Origin of the sequence: Lentzea miocenica (assembly GCF_033949945.1) — a bacterium.
GTDB classification, from domain to species: domain Bacteria; phylum Actinomycetota; class Actinomycetes; order Mycobacteriales; family Pseudonocardiaceae; genus Lentzea; species Lentzea miocenica.
Genome location: NZ_JAXAVW010000025.1, coordinates 92315 through 117276, shown reverse-complemented (window position 1 = coordinate 117276; position 24962 = coordinate 92315). Strand labels below are relative to the sequence as shown.

At 68.8% G+C, this 24962-nt stretch carries 21 protein-coding genes and 1 pseudogene; 11 read left to right on the top strand and 11 right to left on the bottom strand.

Going from position 1 to position 24962, the window contains the following annotated elements; all coding sequences use genetic code 11:
- Positions 1 to 638: 638 nt before the first annotated feature.
- Positions 639 to 3260, top strand: coding sequence for an FxSxx-COOH system tetratricopeptide repeat protein (fxsT, locus tag SK803_RS28790; RefSeq protein ID WP_319969255.1), 2622 nt, complete (start codon positions 639 to 641; stop codon positions 3258 to 3260).
- Positions 3261 to 3489: 229 nt separating this feature from the next.
- On the top strand, positions 3490 to 3726 hold the full coding sequence (locus SK803_RS28785; RefSeq protein WP_319969254.1) for a hypothetical protein: 237 nt from the start codon (positions 3490 to 3492) through the stop codon (positions 3724 to 3726).
- A gap of 29 nt (positions 3727 to 3755) precedes the next feature.
- Here the strand turns inward: SK803_RS28785 and SK803_RS28780 are convergent, their stop codons facing one another.
- The 3 genes from SK803_RS28780 to SK803_RS28770 all read right to left on the bottom strand — a co-directional run bounded on the left by SK803_RS28780 (position 3756) and on the right by SK803_RS28770 (position 6416).
- Positions 3756 to 4346, bottom strand: a complete 591-nt coding sequence (locus tag SK803_RS28780) for a dihydrofolate reductase family protein (protein WP_319969253.1) — start codon at positions 4344 to 4346, stop codon at positions 3756 to 3758.
- Between the two features lie 462 nt (positions 4347 to 4808).
- The gene (locus tag SK803_RS28775) at positions 4809 to 5603 is read right to left on the bottom strand and encodes an SDR family NAD(P)-dependent oxidoreductase (protein WP_319969252.1); all 795 of its coding nucleotides are present in this window, start codon (positions 5601 to 5603) and stop codon (positions 4809 to 4811) included.
- Positions 5604 to 5615: 12 nt separating this feature from the next.
- Complete coding sequence (locus SK803_RS28770) at positions 5616 to 6416, bottom strand: alpha/beta hydrolase (protein WP_319969251.1); 801 nt, start codon at positions 6414 to 6416, stop codon at positions 5616 to 5618.
- Between the two features lie 141 nt (positions 6417 to 6557).
- On the opposite strand from SK803_RS28770, the gene SK803_RS28765 reads away from it, so the two are divergent.
- Complete coding sequence (locus SK803_RS28765; protein ID WP_319969250.1) at positions 6558 to 7529, top strand: LysR family transcriptional regulator; 972 nt, start codon at positions 6558 to 6560, stop codon at positions 7527 to 7529.
- A gap of 601 nt (positions 7530 to 8130) precedes the next feature.
- Here the strand turns inward: SK803_RS28765 and SK803_RS28760 are convergent.
- The 3 genes from SK803_RS28760 to SK803_RS28750 form a co-directional block, all read right to left on the bottom strand.
- A complete protein-coding gene (locus SK803_RS28760) occupies positions 8131 to 8763 on the bottom strand; it encodes a hypothetical protein (protein WP_319969249.1) in 633 nt (210 codons plus the stop codon).
- Positions 8764 to 8986: 223 nt separating this feature from the next.
- On the bottom strand, positions 8987 to 9439 hold the full coding sequence (locus SK803_RS28755; protein ID WP_319969248.1) for a hypothetical protein: 453 nt from the start codon (positions 9437 to 9439) through the stop codon (positions 8987 to 8989).
- An 85-nt stretch (positions 9440 to 9524) separates the two neighbouring features.
- Positions 9525 to 12962, bottom strand: a complete 3438-nt coding sequence (locus tag SK803_RS28750; RefSeq protein ID WP_319969247.1) for an nSTAND1 domain-containing NTPase — start codon at positions 12960 to 12962, stop codon at positions 9525 to 9527.
- Between the two features lie 84 nt (positions 12963 to 13046).
- Here SK803_RS28750 and SK803_RS28745 point away from each other — a divergent pair, with 84 nt between their 5' ends.
- From SK803_RS28745 to SK803_RS28725, 5 genes are all read left to right on the top strand, one after another.
- Positions 13047 to 14303, top strand: coding sequence for a hypothetical protein (locus SK803_RS28745; RefSeq protein ID WP_319969246.1), 1257 nt, complete (start codon positions 13047 to 13049; stop codon positions 14301 to 14303).
- Positions 14304 to 14434: 131 nt separating this feature from the next.
- Positions 14435 to 15220, top strand: a complete 786-nt coding sequence (locus tag SK803_RS28740; protein WP_319969245.1) for an ANTAR domain-containing response regulator — start codon at positions 14435 to 14437, stop codon at positions 15218 to 15220.
- Positions 15221 to 15502: 282 nt separating this feature from the next.
- Entirely contained in the window at positions 15503 to 16717 is a 1215-nt protein-coding gene (locus SK803_RS28735; RefSeq protein ID WP_319969244.1) for a PP2C family protein-serine/threonine phosphatase, read from the top strand.
- Positions 16718 to 16807: 90 nt separating this feature from the next.
- Positions 16808 to 17791, top strand: a complete 984-nt coding sequence (locus SK803_RS28730; protein ID WP_319969243.1) for a carboxylate-amine ligase — start codon at positions 16808 to 16810, stop codon at positions 17789 to 17791.
- Positions 17788 to 18771 carry an iron-containing redox enzyme family protein gene (locus SK803_RS28725; RefSeq protein ID WP_319969242.1) on the top strand — a complete coding sequence of 328 codons (984 nt, stop codon included), beginning with the start codon at positions 17788 to 17790 and terminating at the stop codon, positions 18769 to 18771. The genes SK803_RS28730 and SK803_RS28725 overlap by 4 nt, the downstream gene beginning before the upstream one ends.
- On the opposite strand, the gene SK803_RS28720 is transcribed toward SK803_RS28725, so the two are convergent.
- The 5 genes and pseudogenes from SK803_RS28720 to SK803_RS28700 form a co-directional block, all read right to left on the bottom strand.
- A complete protein-coding gene (locus SK803_RS28720) occupies positions 18693 to 18911 on the bottom strand; it encodes a CDGSH iron-sulfur domain-containing protein (protein WP_319969241.1) in 219 nt (72 codons plus the stop codon). The two genes, SK803_RS28725 and SK803_RS28720, sit on opposite strands and share 79 nt — an antisense overlap.
- Positions 18895 to 19530 carry a HemK2/MTQ2 family protein methyltransferase gene (locus tag SK803_RS28715; RefSeq protein WP_406601593.1) on the bottom strand — a complete coding sequence of 212 codons (636 nt, stop codon included), beginning with the start codon at positions 19528 to 19530 and terminating at the stop codon, positions 18895 to 18897. Before SK803_RS28715 ends, SK803_RS28720 begins: the two co-directional genes overlap by 17 nt.
- 54 nt (positions 19531 to 19584) lie before the next feature.
- Positions 19585 to 20373: an SDR family NAD(P)-dependent oxidoreductase gene (locus SK803_RS28710; protein ID WP_319969239.1), complete on the bottom strand. Its 789-nt coding sequence runs from the start codon at positions 20371 to 20373 to the stop codon at positions 19585 to 19587.
- Positions 20370 to 20927 (bottom strand): AAC(3) family N-acetyltransferase, encoded by a 558-nt coding sequence (locus SK803_RS28705; RefSeq protein WP_319969238.1) that lies wholly within the window; start codon positions 20925 to 20927, stop codon positions 20370 to 20372. Before SK803_RS28705 ends, SK803_RS28710 begins: the two co-directional genes overlap by 4 nt.
- Positions 20928 to 20956: 29 nt before the next feature.
- Positions 20957 to 21626: pseudogene (locus tag SK803_RS28700) on the bottom strand (amidase family protein); the annotation flags it as partial.
- Between the two features lie 354 nt (positions 21627 to 21980).
- On the opposite strand from SK803_RS28700, the gene SK803_RS28695 reads away from it, so the two are divergent.
- From SK803_RS28695 to SK803_RS28685, 3 genes are all read left to right on the top strand, one after another.
- Positions 21981 to 22643 (top strand): Type 1 glutamine amidotransferase-like domain-containing protein, encoded by a 663-nt coding sequence (locus SK803_RS28695; RefSeq protein ID WP_319969237.1) that lies wholly within the window; start codon positions 21981 to 21983, stop codon positions 22641 to 22643.
- A 99-nt stretch (positions 22644 to 22742) separates the two neighbouring features.
- Positions 22743 to 23441, top strand: coding sequence for a hypothetical protein (locus SK803_RS28690; RefSeq protein WP_319969236.1), 699 nt, complete (start codon positions 22743 to 22745; stop codon positions 23439 to 23441).
- Positions 23442 to 23707: 266 nt separating this feature from the next.
- Entirely contained in the window at positions 23708 to 24670 is a 963-nt protein-coding gene (locus SK803_RS28685; protein WP_319969235.1) for a hypothetical protein, read from the top strand.
- The last annotated feature ends 292 nt before the right edge of the window (positions 24671 to 24962 follow it).

The window sequence follows — 24962 nt, the reverse complement described above, 5'->3', positions numbered from 1 at the left end:
AGGCGGTGAGCGTTCGGGTCTGTGCAGCGAACAGTATTTCGGCCCGACATGCCAGGCGGTTTGGCTTGAGAACCGTGACCCGTCGGCTCGGTCCAACCTTGATGGAGTCCATGACCCACCGACGTGCCACTGCAGGGCAGGTAAGTGCGTTGAACTGTGCGGTCGAATTGCCCGCAAACCCCTGGTGGTGTGGCCCGTCAGCTCGGGCCACACCAGCAACGCTGTTCAGGGGGCGAGGTTCTGGCATGAGCCGGGGGTATTCGCGCGGAACGAACGCTCCTCAGCGACTGCGGCGACTCCAGTTCTGCAGCAACAGGTTCTGCACGCCGGTGCCGTAGGGGATGGTTCGTCGAGCGGTAACGTCCCAGCCTGCGAGCCGGATCGGCTGACACCTGCCGACCCGTTTCACGATGTCCAAATCGCCGCTCGACACGCCGACCCCCGGACCACCATGCGCTACGACCGAGCACCCAAGAACCTCGACCGTCACCCCAACTAACACCCTCGCCGCCCACATGGTCAGCGCCACCTGACCTCAACAACCGGACATGCCGATGGTCGCGTGTCGTGTGGTGCAACGCAGTGAGGTGTCGGGACGATGTGGATGTAACTGTGTTCTGGATTCCGGGGGTGTGCTGGTGGGCGTGTCGCCTCGGCGGGTCTTCCTCAGCCATACCTCCGAGCTGCGGGAGTACCCCGAGGGTGGGTCGTTCGTCGACGCGATGGAGAAGGCCGTGCTGCGGGGCCGGGACGCACCGGTGGACATGGCGCACTTCACCGCCGGCGTTCTCACCCCGGCAGCGTCGTGCCGGGAGCGGGTGGCCGAGTGTGACGTGTACCTGCTGGTCGCCGGGTTCCGGTACGGGTCGCCGGTGGTGGATCGGCCGTCGTTGTCGTACACGGAGCTGGAGTTCGAGGCAGCGACGGAGTTGGGCAAGCCGCGGTTGGTGTTCCTGCTCGACCAACAGGCCGAGGGGCCTGGGGTGTTGTTCCTGGATCCGGAGTTCGGGGATCGCCAGGAAGCGTTCCGGCGACGGCTGATGCTCGACAGCGGCCTGATCGTCAAGACGGTGAGAACGCCGGCGGAGTTGGATGCCGTGGTTGTCCAGGCGTTGGCGGAACTGCGGACCGCCACTACCGCGTTGCCGGACTTCGCGGTCACCACCGGCAGGGGCGCGAGTCCGGGCGGCGTGCCGGTGTGGAAGGTGCCGGCCCGGTTGCAGGGGTTCGCCGGCCGTGAGGAACTGCTGGAGGAGTTGTCGGAGTCCTTGGACGCGGGTCCGGTGGTGGTGCGGGCCATCGAGGGAATGGGTGGTGTCGGCAAGAGCAGCACCGCGATCGAGTACGCGCACCGGCACGCCGCCGGTTACGACGTGGTGTGGTGGATCGCCGCTGAGAACCCCGACCTGATCCCCCAGCAACTGGCCGAACTCGGGCAGGCGTTGCGGCTGACCGAGCCGAGCGAACCGGTCGGCGCGGCCGTGCCGCGCGTGCTGGGAGAGCTGCGAAACCGGGAGCGGGTGCTGCTGGTGTTCGACAACGCCGAACATCCCCAAGCCCTCGCCCCGTATCTCCCAGGAGGTCAGGTGCGGGTGTTGATCACCTCCCGGTACCCGTTCTGGGCGGGAGTGGCCGTCCCGGTGTCGATCGACGTGTTCATCCCCGAGGAGTCCGCCCGGTTCCTGGCCGCCAGAGCACCGCACCTGACCGCGGACGAGATCGCCGAGGTCACCCGGACACTGGGCCACCTGCCCTCGGCGCTGGACCAGGCCGCCGCCCTGCTCGCCGACAGCACCCTCACCCCGGCGAACTACCTGAGCCTGCTCGACTCACGGGCTCGTGACCTGCTGCATCGCGGTGTCACCCTCGGCGCCGACGGTGACACCGCGATGCCGGTGGCGGCGTCCTGGTCGTTGGCCTTCGACGCCCTCGCTCAGCGAGATCCCGCCGCGCTGCAACTGCTCACCCTGCTGGCTTGGCTCGCCCCCGAACCTGTCCCGCTCACCCTGATCACCGGCCATCCCGACGTTCTCCCCGAACCCCTGGCAGCTGTCGCCACTGACCCGCTGCGCATGGCTGACACGATGCGACTGCTGCGCGAACGCGCACTGGCACGGGTCGACGCCGACAGCCTGCTGCTGCACCGCATCCCCGCAGCTCTACTGCGCACCGGCCCTGACGACGCCCGCCATCCGCAGGCCACCACGCACGGGTCCGGCTGGCCGGTCACCGCCGCACTCGTGCTGCGCCGTGGCCTGCCCGAGAACTCGTGGAACAACCCTGCGGTCTGGCCGCAGTGGCACCGGCTGCTGCCACACCTGCTCACCACCACCGCACCCGACCGCCACGATCTGCTCGCCACCCACTGCGACACCCTCATCAACCTGCTCAGCGGCATCTCCAACTACTTGGAAACCAGCGGGCAGCCCCGCCAAGCCCTTCCACACGCTCAACGCGCACACCGACTCGCCCATGACCACCACGGACCCGACCACACCACGACCTTCAACAGCAACACCCGCCTCGCCCTCAGGCTCAGTGCCCTGGGCGAGTACCAGGCCGCACGCGAACTCGACGAGGACACCCTCAACCGACAGCGCCGTGTGCTCGGCGACGACCACCCCAACACCCTCATTTCCGCCAACAATCTCGCCATCAACCTGCGGGGGTTGGGTGAGTACCAGGCCGCACGCGAACTCGACGAGGACACCCTCAACCGGCGGCGCCGTGTGCTCGGCGAAAACCACCCCGACACCCTGAGTTCCGCCAACAATCTCGCCATCAACCTGCGGAAGCTGGCCAAGCACCAGGCCGCACGCGAACTCGACGAGGACACCCTGGCCCGGCGGCGCCGTGTGCTCGGCGACGACCACCCCAACACCCTCAACTCCGCCAACAATCTCGCCATCAACCTGCGGAAGCTGGGCAAGCACCAGGCCGCACGCGAACTCAACGAGGACACCCTCAACCGGCGGCGCCGTGTGCTCGGCGAGAACCACCCCGGCACTCTGCGCTCCGCCAACAACCTGGCCATCCACCTGCGCGAGTTGGGTGATTGCGGGGCCGCACGCGAACTCAACGAGGACACCCTCAACCGGCGACGCCGTGTGCTCGGCGAGAACCACCCCAACACTCTGCGCACAGCACGCAACCTCGTCGTGGTGTTACGCGACCTTGCCCAAGATGATCAGGCTGACGCTCTGCAGGCATGGATCGCCCACGCCACAAAACTTCAACCACGCCAACCAGATGCGAACTAGCGAGTACCGCCGCAGCGCTTCGTTCGTGTCATGACGAAAGTCCGCTCATGCCGCTGGTCGTGGCGGCTCAACAGGGTCTGTCAGACGTACGACGGCCATCTGCCGGGCCTGGACGCCAAGCGCTTGTGCACCAACGGGAGCATGCCCTGCGCACTGCCGGATCCCCACCGGGGCCAGCTGCGACCCGTGTCGGGCTAGGCTGGCCCGCCATGTGGCCTGGGGTGTCGGGGTGCCGATGCCGGACGCGTTGGCCGAGCTCTACCTGCGGTCGGGGGTCGGCTCGTTCGGTGGCTTCCTGCACTTCGAAGCGCCGGACGGCATGTGCACGCACCGGGAGCTCATCGAGGACCTGCTCGACGAGGACCTGCTCGCCGACTCGACTCGCCAATTCCTCGACAGCTTGCCCACCAACTACTTCGGCTTCGGCGTTCTCTCCTCGACCTACAAGCGCCACGACTGGCTCTAGCGGGGCGAGCGCTCGGCTGCAAGCGGTGGTCACGGCTGTTCCCTGTCGCGATGGACTACGCGGTACCGCAGATGTGTGGCGTCGCGGCCTTCGAGCCGGCGCACGAGCTCCAGTTCAACGTGGTCGTGCCCGGCCGGTGCGAACAGCCGCCGTCCGTCGCCCATCAGCACGGGAACAACGTGCAGCTCGAGTTCGTCGAGCTGGCCGGCTGCCAGCAACGCCTGCGCCGCACTCGCGCCGTGGACCATCACGGCTCGATCTCCCGCTGCTTCCCGGGCCTCGATGGCACACGCGTTGACGTCGGTGTAGTACTTCGCGCTACCTGGGGGCTTGTCGGCCGGGTCGATGTGGTGTGTGAGCACGTGGATCGGCACTCCGTCGTGGTGGTCACCTTGCCATCGACCAGCCAGCTCGAACGTGCGACGCCCGGATATCACGGCACCGGTCGCCAGGGCCTCTGCGTACACCTGCCCGTTGACGCCCTCGGACATCCGGTCGTCGAGCCAGTTGAACAGCCGCCCTCCGTTGCGGCCGAGTTCCTGGCCCGGCCGGTCGTCCGGTCCGGCGATGTACCCGTCGACCGACACGGACATGTACAGCCGCAGTGGTGTTCTTCCCATTCTCGATTTCCTCCCTCTGGCCCGTCGGTGGCGGTGTCACCGGTGGGGCACCTTGGCCGCCGGATCCGCCTCTCCCACCTGCACGTCGATCGCGCGACGCCGGATTCGACAACAGGCCCGAGATTCCTCTCCACCAGATGACCGGCTCTCCGGCCTCGTGGACCACAGGCGGTGGCCAAGTCCCTTGGCCAGGTTCGTCGGCGCGCCACCTTTCCCAACTGCCCCACCGGGCCAGAGCGCGCGCCGCTGCACGACATCCAACACGGGGCCGCGCCCCGATCAGCGGCCGGACCGCCGCACGTCCACGTCCGCGCATGCCGCTGCGGGTGTGATCGACTGGCTGACGCACCGCATACGGCCTGGTCGTGGAGACACGGCTCAAACAGATGTGCGGCCTCTTGAGGTTGTACTGCGGTTGGCAGTGGCGGCCTCCCATGCGGTTTCCGACCCGAATGGGAAGGGTCAGTGGGTTTCGATGGTGAAGCCGCCGTCGATGACCATGTTCGCGCCCGTGACGTTACCGGCGACGCGATCGCTGGCCAGGAACAGCGCGAGGTCGGCGACCTCCTCCGGCCTGGTGAAACGGCCGGTGACCGCCTGGGCCGCAGCCTGATCGGCGATGGAACCCGGTGTCGCGCCGGCGGTGGCGGCGATGGTCTCGGCCACGCCGCCGGTACCTAGCCAGAGGTCGGTCGCGACGGGACCGGGGCTGATGGAGTTGATCCGGATGCCGTGTGGGCCGAATTCCTTGGACAGCGCCTTGGTGAGGTTGACCAGTGCGGCCTTCGCCGCGCCGTAGTCGATCACGGTGGGGTCTGGCAGGGTGGCGTTGACTGAGGCGATGTTGACGATGCTGCCCCGGCCGGCGGTCAGCATCGCGGGCAGGGCGACCCTGGTGGTGCGCACCGCGGCCAGGAAGTTGAGAGTGATCGAGTGCGCCCACTGGTCGTCGGTGACGAGTAGAAACCCCATGGTTCTCGGCGTGACGAAGCCGACGTTGTTGACCAGGATGTCGAGGCGGCCACGGTCAGCCAGCGCCGCGTCCACGAGCCGGCCGGGCCCGTCGACGGTGCCGAGGTCGACGGCGACGGCGACGGCCTTGCCGTCCTCGGTGAGCGCGTCCAGCTCCGCGCTGCTGGACCGGGCGCCGGCGATGACGTAGGCGCCCTCGGCGACGAGCGCGGCAGCGATGGCCAGACCGATGCCCTTGCTGGCACCGGTGACAACGGCGACCTTGCCGTCGAGTCCGAGATCCACGTGTCTGTCTCCCTAGATGCCGTGGGTGTGCAGCCAGTCGAGAACGGTGTCGGCGACGTCGAGCCAGCCGCTGTCGACCGTGAGGGAGTGGCCGCGGCCTTCGAACTGCTTGAACTCGGTGACCGCGGTGGAATCCCGGTACTGCTTGAGCATGGAGCGGGTCACGACGTCGGGCACGGTGTGGTCGGCGGTCCCGGAGATCAGCAGCAGCGGTCCACGATCGGCGCGGTGGGTGTCGACCTGCGCCTGTGAGTGCAGCACGAAGTTCGCGGCTGCCACCTGGAACAGCGGACGGGCCGGTGCCGGGACCACCCACCGCCGGTAGATGTCCGCCGACTCCTGCTCGGTCAGCGCGTTGCCGAAGCCGAAGCGGAACTGCTTCTCGCTCAGCGTGACAGCGCGGTGCAGGTTGGCCGGATTGCCCAGCGCGGGCAGTCCGGAGCGCAACTGGGCCAGCGGGAGCGGCAGGACCCCCTTGATCTGGGCTGGGTCGATCGCGACGCCGGCGCGTCCGATGCCCTGGCCGAGCAGCTTCTCCGTGATCAGGCCTCCGAAGGAGTGGCCGATGATGACCGGGGCCTCGTCGAGGCCGGCGATGATCGAGGCGAAGTGCTCGGTGGCCTGGTCGATGGTGGTGTCCGCGACCGCCTCCGGGTGCTCCCTCGCCCCTTCGACGGTGTCGGGCTCGTGAGGCCAGCCAGGTGCGACGGCGGAGTATCCGGCCGCCTCGAAGTGGTCGATCCAGGGCTGCCAGCTGGTCGAGTGCAGCCACAGGCCGTGGATGAACACGACCGGCGTTCCTTGGTCCGGCAAGATAATCCTCCGTTCGCCTCGGTTTCTGGTGGTCAGACAACACCCGGCGGCAGCGCGGCGTCCAAGACCCGTTGCACCGCGATCGATAACCGCACTGGCATCGTTGCCGGTCCCGCCCTACGGTCAAGCCAGGAGGACCGGATGGATCTCGACCTGAGGCTGGTGCGCTACTTCGTCACGGTCGCCGAGGAGCTGCACTTCGGTCGGGCCGCGGTCAGGCTGTTCATCAGCCAGCCGGCGTTGTCCAAGCAGATTCGCAAGCTGGAGGACGACCTGGGCGGCCGGCTGCTGCTGCGCGACAGCCGCCACGTCGCACTCACCCCGCGAGGTGAACACTTCCTGGAGCAGGCCAGGCAGCTGTTGGCCCTCGCGGACCGCATGCAGCGCGAGCCGCAACCCGATCGCGTGCGTATCGCGCACATCTTCAGCCTGGACAGCGGACGCGTCATCGCTGACGCCTTTCGCGAGCGGTTCTCCGAGGTGCGGGTCGTGGAGAGCTCGATGGACAGCACCCGGCAACTGGCCGCGCTGCTGGCCGACCAGCTCGACGTCGCGATCATTCGAGTGACCGCGCCGATGAGAACCGACCACCCGACGGGTTGGCGGCACACATTGCTGCGGCTCGAGCCGTTCTGGCTCGTGGGCCGGCCAGGAGACTCGCCTCGCCCCTCCGCGTCACTGCACGAGCGCCCCATCGAGGTCTTCGGGGATCCCCCCGGCTCGGCGCTGTACAACACGCACGGGCGCTACCTCAGCTCCCTCGAGCAGCACACCGGCCTGGCGTTGCGGTGGCTTGGCAACCCCGGCACCTTCGACCACTGCCACGCAGCGCTCACCCGTGCCCGCGCCCAAGCCTATGTTCTCGAATTCGACAGCTATGCCCACCGGTACGTGGACAAGGGCATACCGATCCATCAACCGGAAGAACTCCGGCCCGTGTATCCGTGGTCCCTGGCATGGCGCGACGGCGAGCAGTCGGAAGCCGTTCAGCAGTTCGTTCGTCTTGCGCAGGAAACGGCCGAACGCCACCGTTGGCTACAGCCCGAGCGGGACGGCGGCCCACTCTGGGTGCCACCGGAAGACCTCCTCGACGCCGCGGCGCTGGCGCCGTGACTACAAGTGCGGCGGCTTGGTGGTGTTGCTCGACGGTGACGGGTTTGAGCCAAGTCGTGCCATCGCCATCGACGCTGCCTTCGGGCAGAACGAACTGGCACATGAAGTTGTCCAGCAGTTCAGGCATCCTCGGCTGTTCCCACCAACCCTCCTCACCTTGTGCGAAGCTCGGGTTCCGCCTGATCGGTCTCATTGTCCGGTCGGCTGAGGGAGCGACAACAGGGCATTCCGCCAACGAAGTATCAGTCTTCCGCGTTGGCTGCACATTGCGCGCATGACACCGAACGCGTCATCGGCAGCGCAGGAGTGCATCTTCTGCGCCATTGTGACGCGACAGGCCGAGGCCGGTGTGGTGTACGAGGACGAGACCGTTGTTGCCTTCATGGACCTGAACCCCGTCACGCTCGGGCACCGCACACCTTGGTGCAGTCCGCGGTCCATGCGCCACCACCAACGCCGGCCCTCTCGTCCACTCATGCCGAGTCCAACCGAGGACGCCGATGGCACGACGCGACAACGCAACCTCGTACCGCAGATCAGCTCATCCACGGGTGGTGAACGCACACCTGTTCCGGAGCGTGTCCACCACCCAGGAGTCGCGTCACGCCTTGGCGAACGTCTCCGCGAAGATCGGCACCACGGAGGTCAGCTGGGCCTCGGCTGCCGTCTGGGTGAGGCCGAACGCCACCACGAGCGTGATGAGCGTGCCGCGGCCCATCACCGCGTGACATGACCAGTCGACCAGGTCGGGATCTTTGTTCGTCTCGCAGTATGCGTAGAAGTCGTCGACGCCCTGCGGTTTCGTGAGCGGGATGGTCACCTTGATCTGATCAGCGGCACGGGAGCCGGCACACAGCTTGACCCTCGCCCGCACCGACTCCACCAGGGTGGCCGCCGGACGGTCGGACATGGCGTGGACCCGTTGGAACAGGTCCAGCCGCCCTGCCCAGACCCGGGTCCGCGCGACCGACACGCCGTCGACGTGGATCGGGGTGTCGTTGCAGACGGAGGCGACCATCTCGCCTTCGGCACCGGGGTCGCTGTCGTTCGCCGGTGTGCTCTGCTTGAACTTGCCGCCGAGAGCGTCGAACGCATCGGGTGGGGCGGTGGCCGCCTTGGCGCGCTGGTTCAGTTCCGCCGGAGTCGGTGGCACCGTCGTCGTCGTGGTGGTCGTGGCAGGTGGTGCGGCTGCCGGCTCACCACCGCAGGCCGTGGTCAGAGCGGCTACCACCATGACGGCAGCACAAATGCGCTTGTTCAACTTGCTCCCCCAGGAGTTTCGCGCCCGGCAACGGGCGTCCGGGGAGGATCTAACCAAACCCGTCACGGACGACGGCGGTCGAGGCCAGCAGCCGGTCCAGCTCGCCGCGCACGTCCAGCCCCGCCCGTCAGCCCCAGCAACTGACCCACCTCGTGAGTGTTCCCCAGGCAGGAGAACACTCACGAGGGGATTCATGTCAGGCGCTGCCCCTGACCCCCGGCGAGCAGATCGGGGAGTTGCCGCTCTTCACCAGGCAGACCCGGATGGCCACCGGGGTGTCCTCCCCGAGGTTGCCGCTGTCCCAGCCACTGCAGTACGGCGACGAGTGGCCGCGGGTGTTGACGGAGCGGTCGGTGTCCCAGTTGGAGCCCGGGTTGACGTCCAGCTGGGTCTCGATGCCCCAGCCGTCCGCGAACCGGTCGCAGGCCTGGATCGCGTCGCCGGGGACGCCATCGGCCGGGTCGGCGTTGAACTTTCCGATGCCCAGATGGTTCCCGGCGCTGTCGTACAGGTCGTACACGATGCTCTGCGACTGGATGCTGACCTCGATTCTCGGCTGCTCCGGGGTGGCGGCGCTGGCCTGGCCGCCCACCAGCACCAGGCCCAACGTGGTGACCAGGCCCGCGAGTGCCGCGAAGGTGCGCTTCATCCGTTTCCTTCCCTCGAATGGGTTGTGCGTTGCCATTCGTAGGGGGTTGCGATGTTGTCCAGCAGCAGGTCACCGGCCTGGACAATCAACATCGGCCAACGCGTGCGGCACAGATGCGGGCGATCACGGCGTCCGGGTCGAGGTTCCACCTGATCACGCGGGGGTCGGCGCCGGTGGACGTCAGTGTGCTGCCGTTGAAGGCGACGGCGTTGACCGGGCCGGAGTGGCCGGTCAGCGTGGCGACCTGGTCGCGGGTACCGGTGTCCCACAACGTGATCACGGTGTCGCTCCCGGCGACCGCGAGCAGCGAGCCGGTGCTGTCGAGCGCGAGTTCCCGTACGGCACCGCGTTGACCGGGCAGGGTCGCGCTCTGTTGACGCGCAGCGACGTCCCAGAAGATCACCGCGCCACTGGCGTCACCGGTGATCAGCGTCCGGCCGTCGGGCGTGAACGCGATGTCCCGCAACGCGTTCCCGAGTTCACCGAGAACCGCGAGCTGACGGGAGTGCTCGACGTCCCAGAGGATGATCCGCCCGTCGTTGCCTCCGGAGGCCAGCACTGTGCCGTCCGGACTGAAAGCCAGCGCCTCCACGGCGGCGGTGTGCGCGACGGGGAGATTGCGTGGCGGCGCATCGGAGGTCGGGTCGAACAGCCTGATCGTGCGATCGGCGCCGCCGGAGGCGACCGAACTCCCGGTCAGGGCCAGGCCGGTCACCGGACCGTCGTGCCCGGCGATGGTGCGCACCGGTCTTCGCGACGTCAGGTCCCACGCGGTGACCGCGCCTTCGTCCCCCGCGGACAACAGGGTTCCGTTGGGGTGGAAGGCAACCGACTTCACCGTCGCGGGCGCCGCCAGCTCGGCGATCCGTGTGCCGGAGGGATCCCAGATCATGATCGACTTGTCCGAGCCGCCGGTCGCGATGCGTCCGTCGGGCGCCATGGCAACGCCGAACGGCGGAACGGAATGTCCGGTGAACGCGGGCAAAGCGACCTGCCACACGCTCACGCTGTCGTCGCCGCCCGCGGCCAGCTGGGTCCCGTCCGGACTCAGCCCAGCCGCGAAGAACGCCCCGGTGCGGGAGATCAGTCCGGTCAGCCAGCCGCCGTCGGGCACCGACCACCACCGCACGGTGCCGTCGTCGGCCGCGGACATCAGCATCCGTCCGTCCGGGCTGAACTCGACGGATCTGATCCCCGCGGTGTGCCGCCGCAGGAAACTCGGCTCTCCCCCGGCCCGCAACACCACCTGGCTGTCCGCGCCACCGCTGGCCACCGAGCGGCCGTCTCGACTCAACGCCACCGTGAGCGCCGGACCGCGATGATCCTGGAACACCTGCTGCGCGCCGTTCACCCGGTTGTGCACGAGCACACCGTTCTGCCCGGCCAGCGCGACCAGGTCGCCGCCCAGCGACACGTCGTGGACCTCGCCGAGCGAATGCGGAATCCGCAGCACCTCCCGCGTCCCGTCCCACACGATGACCGTGCCGTCCTGTGAAGCGGACGCCATCAGACGACCGTCATCGCTGTACGAAATGCTGTTGATCCGGCCGTGCGGCACGGAAAGGACCTGCGCGGCGGCGTGTGTGGTCAAGTCCCACAACACGATCTGCTCATCGTCACCACCAGAAGCGAGCACCGGCGCGGAAGGGTGGAACGCCAGCGCGCGAACCGGCTTCGAATGCTGGGTCAGCGCCATCGGCGGAGCAGACCCGACGGGCGAGCGGACCTGCACGGATCGATCGTCCCCGGCGGTGGCGAGCAGCTTGCCGTCCTGGCTGAACGCCACCGCCCGCACCGCGCCACGATGGTCCTTCAACAGCACCCGCGGCGGCTTGTAGGCGGCGGTGCTCAGCAACGCGCCGCGTGCCTCGATCGTCGGTGACGTGCGGAAAGCCTGCACGGCAAGGACTTCGGCCTCGTCCGGCCGTGACGCACTGAGGTCCTGAGCCTGTAGAGCGAGCTGACGGGACAAGGCGACCTGTTGCCCGGCAACGGCGGCACTGCGCTGGAACACGGCGGCGACAGCGATCACCATGCACGCCACCACCAGCACAGCCAGGGCTTTGACGAGGTTGCGCAGCCGACGGGCCTGCCGCCGAGTGCCGGCACGTTCGGCGGTCTCGTGCGCCTCACTCGCCGCGAGGAACTCCCGCTCCAACGGCGACAACGCGACCGGCGAGTCCGAAGCCAGCGACCGCGCGACCTCCAACCGCACACCTCGGTACAACGCACCGGAATCGCGGTCGACAGCGTCCCAGGCGAGGGCGGCCGTGGTGAGGTCCTGGTGCTGCTGCAGGCGTTCGCGGTCCTCTTCGATCCACGCCCGCAGTCGCGGCCAGGCCCTGGTCAACGCCTCGTGCGCCAGCTCAACGCCGCCGTCGGCGACCACCACGAGCCGTGCGGCGACCAGTGCGTTCAACGCCGGGCCCATCACCTCGTCCAGCGCGACCCGCCGACGCAGGTCGTAGGCACCGTGGTTGGTCTGCACCAACCGGAGCAGCAGCGAACGAGCAGCGGCCTGACCAGCGGAGTCGAGCTCCGTGAACGCCTGCTCGGCGGTAGCGGCGATCGCGCCGGACACCCCGCCGCTGGCCCGGTAACCGGCCAGCGTGAGCTTGCTGTTCTCCCGTCTTCGCCACGTCTCCAGCAACGCGTGCGACAGCAACGGCAACGCGCCCGGCTGGCCATGAGCGTCGATCACCGCGGCCGCGACCATTTCCGGCTCGACCTTGAGACCGGCAGCGGAAGCGGGTTCAACGACCGCCCGGCGCAACTCGTCGGGTGCCATCGGCCCGACCAGCACCTGCGCGTCCCGCAGGGCGGTGACCAGCGAAGGGATCGCCGTGCACTGGTCCAGGAAGTCGATCCGGCAGCCGATGACGACCTTGGCGCCGGACGACAACAAGGCGGCGACGAACGAGGCGCGCTCGTCCAGGTCGGCGCACAGCGTGAACGTCTCCTCGAACTGGTCCACGACGATCAGCTCAGGCTGGTCCGCGGTCCTGGCCGTCAGCTCCCGCAGCGGACGGGCGGTCGGCGTCAGCACGACCGAGGACAGCGACAGCGAGGGCACCAGACCGGCCCGCAGCAGCGACGACTTGCCCGATCCGGACGCCCCGAACACCCCCAGGAACGACCGTTTCCCCACCTCCCCCACCAGATGCGCGACGAGCTCCTCACGGCCGCGGAACAGCGAGGCGTCCGAGGGCTGGAACGCCGCGAGCCCGAGATAGGGAGCGCTCTCGTCGCAGGGCGCGAGAACCGAGGCGGCCACCTCCCGCCACTGCTGCTCCCAGAACGACGTGTCCCCCTCGCAGGCCTCCACGTACCCGAGCGTCACGGCCAGCGTCGGCAACTGGCTGCCGCCCGCGGCCTCGGACAACGCCGTGGACGAGAAATGGGCTTTCCTGGACAACTCCCGGTAGCTCGGCGATCCGGCCTTCTCGCGCAGCCGGCGCAACTCCCACGCGAAGCGCTGGACCGGGCCTTCCAATGGGTCGAGCGGACGTTCGGGCCGTCCCACCGCACCTCCCCTGTTCGACTACGAATGATTGTCCAGGCTGATCAGACGTTGCTGGACAACTCCCACCCCACAAACGTGGACGCCGTGAAACGACTCGGGTTCATCGTCGCGATGTTGCTGCTGGCAGCGGGCACGCCGGCCACGGCAGCACCCAACCAGATCACCGAACGGGACGGTTCCGCCTTCGCGCTGACCGCGGACTGGTCGCTGGACACGCAGGCCGCGGGGCTGGTGTCCACGCTCGGTTCGCGCCTGCCGGTGTCGGGAGTGCTGTCCGCCGCCAACCGGTCCACCAACGACTGCTCCACCAGCCGCAAGCAGGCTCAGCCGGAGTACTACGACCGCACCGACATCCCGTTGCAGCCCAGCCAGATCCTGCACAGCAGCGACCGGTTCTGCTGGGACGACGCCGACAGCACGGTGTCCTACTGGGTGCCGCAGGGCGTCACCGGGTCATCCGACGCGGACGACGACGGCCAGTGGGGACCGAACAAGGTCATGGCCGTGAGCTGGCACTACGACACCGGCAAGGCCGGGACGACGACGGACCACGGGGCGCGGCTGTCCCTGGTCGACCGCGTCACCGGCAAGTACCGGCACGTGTTGCTGGTGGAACCGACCAGCTCCTCGAACTTCCGAGCGGTGCCGATCCACGCGGGCGGCCTGGCCTGGCTGGGACGCTATCTGTACGTCGCCGACACCTCACGTGGCCTGCGTGTGTTCGACATGGAACGCGTGCTCGAGGTGGCCACCGACCAGAGCGACGTGATCGGCAAGAACGGGACGAAGTACTACGCCTACGGCTACCGCTATGTCGTGCCCCAGGTGGCCACATACCGTCAGGCGGCCACGCCGCCGTCGCCGTGCGTGCCCCAGCCGAACGCACTGTGCTTCTCGTCGCTGGCCCTCGACCGCAGCACGACACCGGACACGCTGGTCGTCGGCGAGTACCGGGACGGCCGCAGCACGGACCTGTCCATCGACGGCGGCCGCGTCGTGCAGTACAACGTCGACGCCTCCACCCGCGAGCTCACGGTGACCTCGGGCAAGGCCGTGCCGAGCAGGGCGGTGACCATTCCGAAGAGCAACGTCCAGGGCGCGCAGACCTGGCAGGGCGACTACTACCTCGGCCGCAGCTCGGCGGACAAGCACAGCTTCCTGTTCGCCGGTGCCGCGGACGTGAACGCGTACAGCTGGGCGGTCGGCGGCGAGGACCTGTACCACGAGCACGGCAGCGGTCTGTTGTGGACGGTCACTGAGCACGCTTTCAACGCCGCCAACACGCTGATCGACAAGCGGATCGTGTTCGCGGTCCCGCTCGCAGGGATCACTCCGCGATGAGTTCTCCGGCGCTGGTTCGGTTTTCACCGTTGTGCGGGCGTGCACGCCGAATCTCGCAGGCTTTAGCATTCCCTGCGAACGCGTTGAACAACCAGCGCCGCGAACTCGATCCCGGCGAAAGGCCCGGCGGCATGGACGACTTGACAACCCCACCGGGTCCGCACGGCGAGCACGCCCCCGGAGCCGATCGGCAGGATCCGCTGGACCGCCTCGACGAGGCCACCTCCGCACTGATGATGCTGCGGGACGGTTTCTCCGCCGAGGAGCCGCTCGACGACGTGCTTCAGCGGCTCGCCGAGACCGCCACGAGAGCGATCCAGGACGCCGACGCGGTCACCATCACCGTCAACCCCGAGCAGCCGAGAACCGCGGCCGCCAGTGACGCCTCGCTCGTCGAGATCGACGAGAAGCAGTACAGCGCCGACCGCGGCCCGTGCCTGGAGGCCGCGCGCACGCTCCGGGCCGTGCGCGCGGTCGTCGGCGACAACAGGACCAGCTGGCCCGAGTTCGACGCGGCCGCCGAGCAGCACGGCGTGCGCGCTTACCTGTCCGTACCGATCGTGCTGCCGGCCTCGGACCACAGCGACGCGAGACACATGGGGTCGCTCAACATCTACAGTCACACCGGCACCGCGTTCGACCCGTTCGACGAAGGCCTGATGCGGCTGTTCACCACCGCCGCCAGCGCCGCGATCGACAACGCCCACCGCTGGCAACGCTCCCGCGAGCAGATCACCCACCTCGAGACCGCGCTCCTCTCACGTGCGGTCATCGACCAGGCCAAGGGTGTGCTCATGGCGGTGCACTCGTGCACCGCGGACGAGGCCTTCGCCATGCTCGTGCAGCGGTCCCAGAACGAGAACGTCAAGCTGCGTGAGGTCGCGCAGCGCCTGCTCGACAGCGTCGCCCCGGGGTAAACCGCTACTTCAGCGGTGGATGCGGCGCGCACGGTGTGGCCGCGGGTCCCTTCGACCAGCGCACGTACAGCTCCTCGTCCCCCGGACAGGTCGTGACGGCCGTGCGGGACACGTTTGCCGGGCGCACTTCAGCGGCAACCCAACCACTGCTGATCGAGGTGAAGGGGCCCGCAGATGCGTTCGTTGCGTTCGTCGTGGTCGGTCGCCTGTGAGCGCCTCCTGACCGTGATCAACCTCGGACGCGCGCGGGTCGACGCACCGCCACCGGTCCGGTGAGTTCGGGTGACCGGACGTGCCGAGGACTGGAACTCGGCGTTCCGCCAGATCATCAACGGCGCCCACCTGGCCACGGCCGGCGATCTGGCGGCGCTGCTGGACGAGGCCGCAGCCAAGGTCGGCATCACCGCGCATCTGTACATCGTCGACGTGGGTCAGCAGTGGCTGCGCTCGGTCCGTTCCGGAGGAGGGCCGGCGTTGCGGGTGGACTCCACGACGGCCGGACGCGCGTTCCAGCGGACCGACATCATCACCGTGCGCGATTCGCCGCCGTACCTCTGGCTGCCGGTGCTGAACGGAACCGAGCGGCTCGGCGTGCTCCAGACGATCCTGCACGGCGACGGAGACCCCGGCGACCAGTGGATCCGCGAGCACTGCTGGGAGTTGGCGGGGCTTCTGGGGCACCTCATCATGAGCAAGCTCCGCTACAGCGACTTCCTGCACGTCCTGCGCCGCACCACGACGTTCTCCGTGGCGTCCGAGCTGCTGTGGCAGCTGCTGCCACCACAGACCTTCGCCTGTGACCAGCTGACGGTGACGGCGGTGATGGAGCCGTATCACGCGGTCGGCGGCGACGGCTACGACTACTCCGTCGACAACGGCCGCGCGCACGTCTCGATCTTCGACGCGATGGGCCACGACATGCACGCGGGCCTCACCACCGCGGTGGCGCTGGCGGCCACCCGCAACGCCCGCCGCAACGGTCTTGGGCTCCTCGAAGGTGCCGAACTGGCTGACGAGGCCGTGCGGCAGCAAGCGACCGAGGGACTCAAGGCCCCGTTCGCGACGGCGGTGCTCGCCGACCTCGATCTCGCGACCGGCGTGGTGCGCTACGTCCTCGCGGGACACCCACCGGCCCTGGTGCTGCGCGGCGGCAGGATGGTCAAGGCGCTGAAGGACCCGGTCACCCTGCCGCTCGGACTCGGCCACCTCACCACGGCGCCACGGCGGCTCGGGCGCGAACAACTCCAGGCGGGCGACCGGATCCTGCTCCACAGCGACGGTGTCACCGAGGCGCGCGACCCGCGGGGCGAACAGTTCGGCGTGGAGCGCCTGGTCGATCTCACCGAACGTCACGAAGCCGCTGGTCTGCCCGCACCCGAGACTCTGCGCCGGGTGTCCCGCGCGGTGCTCGACCACCAGCGTGGGCGACTGCAGGACGACGCCACCCTGCTCCTGCTCGAGTGGGGCAGGACCGCGGCCCGCAACGTCCTTCCGTGATCTCCAGGTGGGTTTATCGGCGGCTGAGCCGGGAACGCCGGGGAGAGACGCCGGCGGGGCGGAGGACTCGATCTTGAGGCCAGGTGGAGCTTGACGAGTGTCGATCAGTTCGGTGAGACCGTTGGCGTGGAAGAGGAGTTTCTGCTCATCGACCCGGCGTCCGGGCGCACGGCGGTGCGTGCGGACGCTGTGCTGCGGGTACTGGAGAACACTCCGCTGACCCGGTTCCACGCCGAGCTCGCGGGCACCCAGGTGGAGGCCGCGACCGGCCCCTGCGTCGAGCTGACCGAGTTGCGGGCCGCGTTGTCCGACGCACGGGACCGGGTGCGCACGGCGGCGCGGACGCAGGGTCTCCGGGTGGTGTCGGCAGGTCTTCCGGAACGCGGGGCGGAGCATCCCGTCGGCGCGTCCGGCGGACGGTTCCGCGAGATTCTGAGCCGCTATGCGGGCGTGGTCGCGGACTACGAGGCGTGCGCGTGCCAGGTGCACGTCGGGGTGCCCGACCGGGAGACCGGTGTGGCGGTGCTGAACCACCTGCGGCCGTGGTTGCCGACCCTGCTGGCGTTGTCGGCGAACTCCCCGCACGGCGGCTACGCGAGCTGGCGGATGGTGCTGCAGTCGCGGTTCCCGGGATCCGGTGTGCCACCGTGGTTCTCGTCTGCGGACGACTACGACGCGCAGGTCAGCCGGATGGTCGAGTGCGGGACGCTGGTGGACGGGTCGATGACGTTCTGGCTCGCCCGGCTCTCCCGCCGGCTGCCGACCGTCGAGTTCCGCGCCGCGGACGCCGTGCCCGAGGTGGAGGACGCGATCGTGCAGGCCGCGTTGTCACGGGCGCTGGTGCGCACCGCGATCAGAGACCTCGCCGCCGGGCGCGAGGCCCGGCGTGTCCGCGATGACGTGTGCGCCGCAGCGGTGTGGACGGCGGCGCGGCACGGTCTGGACGGCCCCGCCGTGCACGTCCAGCGCGAGTGCCGGGTGCCCGCGACCGATCTGCTCGACGAGTTGGTCCGCCACGTCACCCCCGCGCTGGAGGAGACCGGTGACCTCGACGTTCTGGAGAAACTGTCATGACGAAGCTGCCGGAACCCCGCGGTCCCCTCTCCGCGAACCTCAACGAGGCGCTGCTCGGCCGCGGAGCACTGCCGTCTCCAGGCGACCTCGACCCGTTCGGGGAGGACGCGACCATCGCCCTGCACACGATGTACGAGCTGCACTACGCCGGGTTCGACGAGGTGGACGGTGCGTGGGAGTGGGATCCCGATCTCCTGCGGCTGCGCGCCGCGCTGGAGAAGGACTTCCTCGACGCGTTGCGGAAAGGCGTGACCACACCGCCCCTGGAGGAGGCGCTGGACGCGTTGCTCGTCGAGGTCGTGCCCGGCGACGGTGTCTCGCATCATCTGCGCGATCACGGCGACCGCGAGCAGATGTGCGAGTGCTTCGCGCACCGCTCGGTCTACCACCACAAGGAGGCCGACCCGCACGCGTGGGTCATCCCCCGGCTGCGCGGCAAGGCCAAGGCGGCACTGGTGGCGGTCGAGTACGACGAGTTCGGAGGCGGACGTGAGGACCGCATGCACTCGCGGCTCTACGCGGACCTGCTCGCGGCCGCGGGAATGTCCGCCGAATACCTGCACCACCTGGACGACGTGCCCGCTCCCGCCATCGCGATCGTCAACATGATGTCGCTCTTCGGGTTGCACCGGTCGCTGCGCGGTGCGCTCGTCGGTCACTTCGCCGCAGCCGAGATCACCACCGCGCCGAGCGCCGCGAGGATGCTGCAGGCGCTGGACCGGCTGGACTTCCCGCCGGCGTGCAAGCTCTTCTTCAGCGAGCACGTCGAGGCGGACGCGGTGCACGAGCAGATCATGCGCCGCGACGTCATCGGCGATCTGCTCGCACGTGAACCGGACCTGACAGCGGACGTCGTGTTCGGCATCCAGGCCACGGAACTCCTCGAGGCCCGGCTGGCCGATCATCTGTTGTCGTCCTGGCGCTCCGGCTCGACGTCGTTGCGCACGCGCCGGCGGTGGCTGGTGTCGCAGAACGGATAGCGCTTGCTCCGGCGGCATGCGCACACCGCCACGACGAACCGGTCGGACGCGTGCACCACGCCGTCGACCTCGATCTCGACCGGCCCCTCGACGAGGACCGGGCCGCCCTGCACGACGGTGACCCTACGCGGGCTTGTCACCGCGGATCACCACCAGTTCCTCGTGCCGCTGGCCCGGTTCGACCAGTTTCCTGGCTTCCAGGAACGGAATCCGGCCGCGCATCACCGGTCCGAACGGTGTCCAGCGCCGGTCGACGACGGACGCCTTCAGCCCGGCGTCACGCAGCTTGCTCACGGTGGTGTCCACTCCGCACAGACCCGAGTGGACGAGAAGCAGCGTCCCTCCCGGCTCCAGGAGGTCAGAGACCTTGGCGCACAGCGGATCCAGCAACTCACGCCCGTCGACCCCTGCGTCCCACGCCCGAGCCTGCCCTCTGGCGGCCTGGTTCGCGGGCACGTACGGCGGGTTCGCCAGCACGAGATCGAACCGTCCGCGGACGTCGAGGACGTTGCCCCACCGCACGCGAACCGGCCGGCCGAGCGTGTTCAGCCGCGCGGTGAGCACCGCGCGCAACGACACGTCGACCGCGGTCACCGTCGCCGCGCCCGCGCGCAACGCGGCCAGCGCGAGCGCTCCGGTGCCCGTGCCGACGTCGAGGACCTTCGCCCCCGCCGGAACAGCGGCGGCGCGCAGGGCCTCGATCAAGAACCGTGTGTCCTCTTGAGGCGTGTACACGCCGGGAGCGTTGGTCAGCATCACAGGTACCACATACCCGCGAAAAAGCGGTCCACACAGGAACGCCGGACGCGACTGTCACGACTCTGCGGAGCCGGGTTCCGACATCTTGCGGTGCGCCTTGGCCTTCACCGGATCCGGCAGCACACGACCGGCGAGAGCCTGCGCCTTGTTCTTCACCGAGCCGGCGACGACGTGGTCCTCGCCCTTCATCAACGCCTCGAAGCCCTCACGCGCGACCTGCGCCGGATCGTCCTTGGCGCCCTGGGCCACCTTGGTGTCCTGCATGCCCGCACGGTCGAAGAAGTTCGTGTCCGTCGGGCCGGGCATCAGCGTGGTCACGCTGACACCGGTGTCCTTCAGCTCCTCGCGCAGACCCTGCCCGAACGACGACAGGAACGCCTTCGACGCCGAGTACACCGTCTGGAACGGCCCTGGGGTCGTAGCCGCGATCGACGACGTGAACAGCACACGCCCTTCCTTGCGGTCCACCATGTCCGCGAGCACACGGTGCGTCAGGTGCACGGCGGACGTGACGTTCAGGTTGACGATCTCCAGGTTGTCGTCCACGGACGTGTCCCGGACGAAGTCGCCGCCGACGCCGACACCCGCGTTGACCGCGAGCGCGTCGACCGGCCGCCCCTTCATCCTGATGCGCGCCACCAGATCCTCGACGCCCTGGTAGGACGACAGGTCGACCTGCACCGCGTCCACCTCGACGCCACGGCCTCGAAGCTCCTCGCCGACGGTGTCGATCGCGGCGTCCTCGGCCGCGATCACGAGGTCGTAACCGTTGTCCGCGAACACCTTCGCGAGCTCGAGACCGATACCGCTCGAAGCTCCCGTCACGACTGCCTGTGGGTTCACCGATCCTCCTTCAGGGCGGGTGGCCGACACCACGGAGGTACCCAGGACGGCCTGGGACATTCGCGGGTGCCGGGCTCACTGCCGCAGGAGTTCTCCGAGCCGCCGCGCGAAGTCGATGAACGGCACGGCCGCCACCATCTCGCAGCGGGCGGCGCCGATGACCTGACGCCGAGCCAGGCCGCGTTCGGCCCACTCGGCCCCGATGCGCGGGAAGTACGTGTCGTCGTCGTTGCCGACGTCCGGCGCTTCGAGCCAGACCCTCTGAGGAAGGAGTTGCGGTTGTGGCCCACGCCGAGCAGCAGGATCCGCGCGTCCAGTTCGTAGAGCCTGCGGAACGGAGACTCCGCCCCCAGCGCGTAGGCGAACGGCTGGTACCCGGTGATGTCCTTCGCCGCCGCGCCGATCGCCGCCACCGAGGCCTGCGGATGCCCGCTGCGCGCCCGGTCCCGCTCGGCCAGCACCGCGGTCGGAACCGCGCCCATCCGGGTGGGAAACGCGTCGTGGAACAGCGGAACGCGCGCCCTGGCCTCGTCCACGCAGGGAATTCCCGCCATCCGGCAGTCCAGGTGACGATCGGTGGTGACGCCATCGGACCTACGACGGCGAGGTCGAGCTCGACCGGCAAAGCCGGCTCGGACTGGCGGCACCATTCCGCGAGCTGCCGCCAGTCCGAGCGTCGGCTTGTGCGCGTAAACGCCGCAGAAATGCGCGGGGGTGCGCAGCGAGCCGGCGATGTCGGAGCCGATGGACAGCGCGCCGAACCCGGACGCCAGTGCCGCCGCCGACCCGCCGGAGGACCCGCCCGAAGTGCGACCGTGATCCCACGGGTTGTTGGTGGTGCCGTAGATCTCGTTGAAGCTCTGGATGTCCTGCAGCCCCAACGGCACATTGGTCTTGCCGAGGACCACCGCACCCGCGGCCTTGAGACGCGACACCTGCACCGCGTCCTCGGCCGGCAGGTAGTCCCGGTGCGGCGGCATGCCCCAGGTCGTGGGCAGCCCGGCGATGTTGTACGACTCCTTGACCGTCACCGGAACACCGAGCAGCGGCCGGTCCTCACGACGCGCGAGTGCCTCGTCGGCACGGTGTGCGGCGGCTCGCGCACGGTCGAAGTCCGGCACGCAGATCGCGTTGATCACCTCGTCGTCGCGCTCGATGCGGGCGATCGCCTCGTCTGTCAGTTCCACCGATGTCACCGCACCGGCGCGCAACGCGGACACGAGTTCTTCGGCGGTGTGAAAGCTCCATTCCATGAATCCGAAGCTAACGACCCGCCGCGGAGGGCACGAAATTCCAGTTTGCGAAACAGGAAAACTGAACGGGCCATAATATGCCACATCCCGCAACAGGATGGACGTCTCAATTCTTGTTCGCTCACCATTGCTCCACCCCCCCCCAGAACGTTCCCTCCCAACGACAACACGTCGTGGCCCAATGCCCTGCCATGCCGCCGATCGCGTTGCTCGAACGCTCATGCCGATGTGCGCGCGGGGCCTGGGGATCGCAACGGCGATGAGTTTCGCTGTGGTGCCCAGTCTGTCTTCCCATACACCCGATTTCCTGACTCTCCAGCAGAGCGGCAGGACGGCTACCTACAGGAGGCAAGCGTGAGGCTTCTTCTCACGTCCGCAGGCGTCACGAACCCGAGCATCCGCGATGCGTTGGTCGACCTGCTGGGCAGGCCGATCACCGACTCCAGCGCTCTGTGCATTCCTACGGCGACGTACGGCAGCCCTTACGGCGGGCCGGCCTCGGCCTGGCGCTTCATCACCGGCCAGTCGCCGCTACCCATGTGCGATCTGGGGTGGAAGTCGCTGGGCGTCCTGGAGCTGACGGCGTTGCCCAGCATCGGTGAGGAGCGGTGGGTTCCCTGGGTGCGGGAGGCTGACGTCCTGCTGGTGGCCGGCGGCGACGCGATGTACCTGTGCCACTGGATGCGGCAGTCCGGGCTGGCGGACCTCCTGCCGTCGCTGCAGGACACCGTCTGGGTCGGGCTGAGTGCAGGGAGCATGGTGATGACGCCCCGCATCGGTGACGACTTCGTCGAGTGGGCACCACCCAACGGGGGCGACAGCACCCTCGGGGTCGTCGATTTCTCGATCTTCCCGCATCTGGGTCTCGTGCCGGACAACACCATGGCCGCCGCCAGGAGATGGGCAGCCGAGATCGCGGGTCCGGCGTACGCGATTGACGACCAGACGGCCATCAAGGTCACCGACGGCAGCGTGGAGGTCGTCTCCGAGGGGCACTGGAAGCGGTTCCCCTCATAGCCGTGGTCAACGGTGATCGACGTTGCGACGCGGCCCGCTCATGCCGCCGGGCGCGTTGCTCGAGCGCGCACATGCCGATGATCGTGAAATGCTGTGCCGGTGGAGTTCGCGGACCCTGATGTCGGTGCGTGGGTGTTCGATCTGATCGCCCGTGACGACCTCGTTCGCCAGCGGGCTCTGAGGCGGCACCAGGAGTTGGTCGCGCGCAGCTTGAACGCGCTGCACTGGTCGAACAGGGTGTGGATGCAGGCAGGCACGCCCGCGCCGCAGCAGCCGCACCTGGCCGCTGAGATGGACCAGGCACGGGCCGATCAACGCCGGCATCGCGGCCAGACGATCTTCGGGTACCTCGACGCGTTCCTCGACGCGGATCCGCGGGACACCGCAACGCGCGCGGTCTACTGGCCGTTCGTGGTCCCGTACCTGAAGTGGGAGACGCGATATCCGGACGAGTGGCGTTCCCCGAACTCGAATCTCTGGTCGCCGTGGACGCGCAAGGAGGTCGTGCTCGGTGAGCTGGGCCGGCGCGGGGTGCCCGAGGAGATGCGGCCGAATGCCGCTGATCTGATCATCACCGCGATTCAGCGCCCGTATCGGTGCAAGGACTGGATGTACGCGCTCATGGTGCCGCACGTCGCCGACACCGAGTTCCACGACCGGGTCACGGCTCTCACCCGCGCACACGATCCGTTCGCTCAGCTCCGGGCTCAATTCATCATCGACCTCGTCCGGCATCCCGAGCGCAAGATCACGCGGAAGACGTGGCGCCGTTGGCTGCAACGCCAAGACGACGCATAGCCACGACGTCCGCTCATGCCGCCGAGCGGCGGGACGGCCAGTGGCGCGGCCGGCGGGTTAGCGGTGGATCGGGCGAGCGACCTCGCCGACGCGGATCTCAAGCCGCCCTCCTCGCGTTCACCCTTTCGGCGAGGGAAGGCTGATCACCAACACCCTGTTCATCTGCGGACGTCTCGTTGGTCAACATGATCTCCCCTTCGCTAGGTTCCTGCGAGCCTGGCTTACCAACTCCTGGGGGAACGATGAGTCGAAGAGCTTCTTTTGCCTTGTCCACAGCACTTCTGACAGCCGTCGTCGTCACGGCACCGGCGCACGCGGCTCCGACGATCACCGACCTCGGCGGGCTGCCGTCCGCCGCGGCGCACGTGGCCACGTCGGTCAACGACGCGGGCGTCGCGGTCGGAAGTGCTCACAGCAACGGCCTTCCGAGCCGCGGGGTGAGGTACGACGGCAACGGCGGCGCGACCGAACTCGCCGGACCGGCCGGCGCCAGCACGACCGTGGAAGCGAACAACAGCGGTGGCAGCGCCGTGGGCACCGCCACCGACAAGTCCGGCAGCAGGGCCCTCCGCTTCAACCCGGACGGCACGCACGTCGTGCTGTCCGTGCCGTCCGGCTTCACCAGCGCGATCGGCCAGGCGATCAGCGACTCCGGCACCGTGTACGGCGTCGCCACCGACCTGGCCCGCCGCCAGGTCCCGGTGAGCTGGAGCCCGGCCGGCGTCGTCACGACGCTGGCACTGCCGGCGGGCGCGACCTGGGCCAACCTGACGAACGCCTCGGCGAACGGGTACGTGGCCGGGTACGTCACCGGTCCCACCATCGCGACCACGGCGGTGCGCTGGAACCCGGACGGCAGCGCCACCGTCCTCAGTGGACTGGCGGTGGACGCCACGACCTTGGCCGCGGCGGTCAACCAGCTCGGCGAGGTGGTCGGCTCCGCGGTGGACGCCGACTTCCAGTCGTGGGGCGTGCGGTGGAACGCCGACGGTTCGCTGAACAAGTACGAGAAGGGGTTCGGCCCGAGGAGCATCAACGACAACGGCACGGTGGTCGGCTCCGTCGTGGTGGGAAGCAACCAGGTGCCGGTCCTCCTGGAGAGGGGCGGCAAGCGGCTCGAACTCGGGTTCCCCGCCGGTGTCACCAGTGCCGGTGCGTGGGACATCAACAACAGCGGTGTGGTCGTCGGAGCCGCGGGCTCCCGGGCGGTGAAGTGGGTCGTCGGCTGAGCTGAGCCGGTCGGCTGAACCTCGCGTCGCGCGGTTGGGCGGCGCGAGGTCACCTGCCGTCTACGCGGGTGCGTACGGCCTGTTGGCCGGGCTCCCGGCTGAACACGAAGAACCCCGCCGCGAACACGACCACGTACACCCGCGACCTGCATGCCGATCACCGCGCCCAGGTTGAGCGTCAGCAACAGGCCGAACGCCGCGGAGACGGCGAAACCAGCTTCCGCTTCCGCCCGGCGGAAACGACATGATCAACAGATCGCTTCGAGGTCCACACAGGACGACCCCGCGCGCA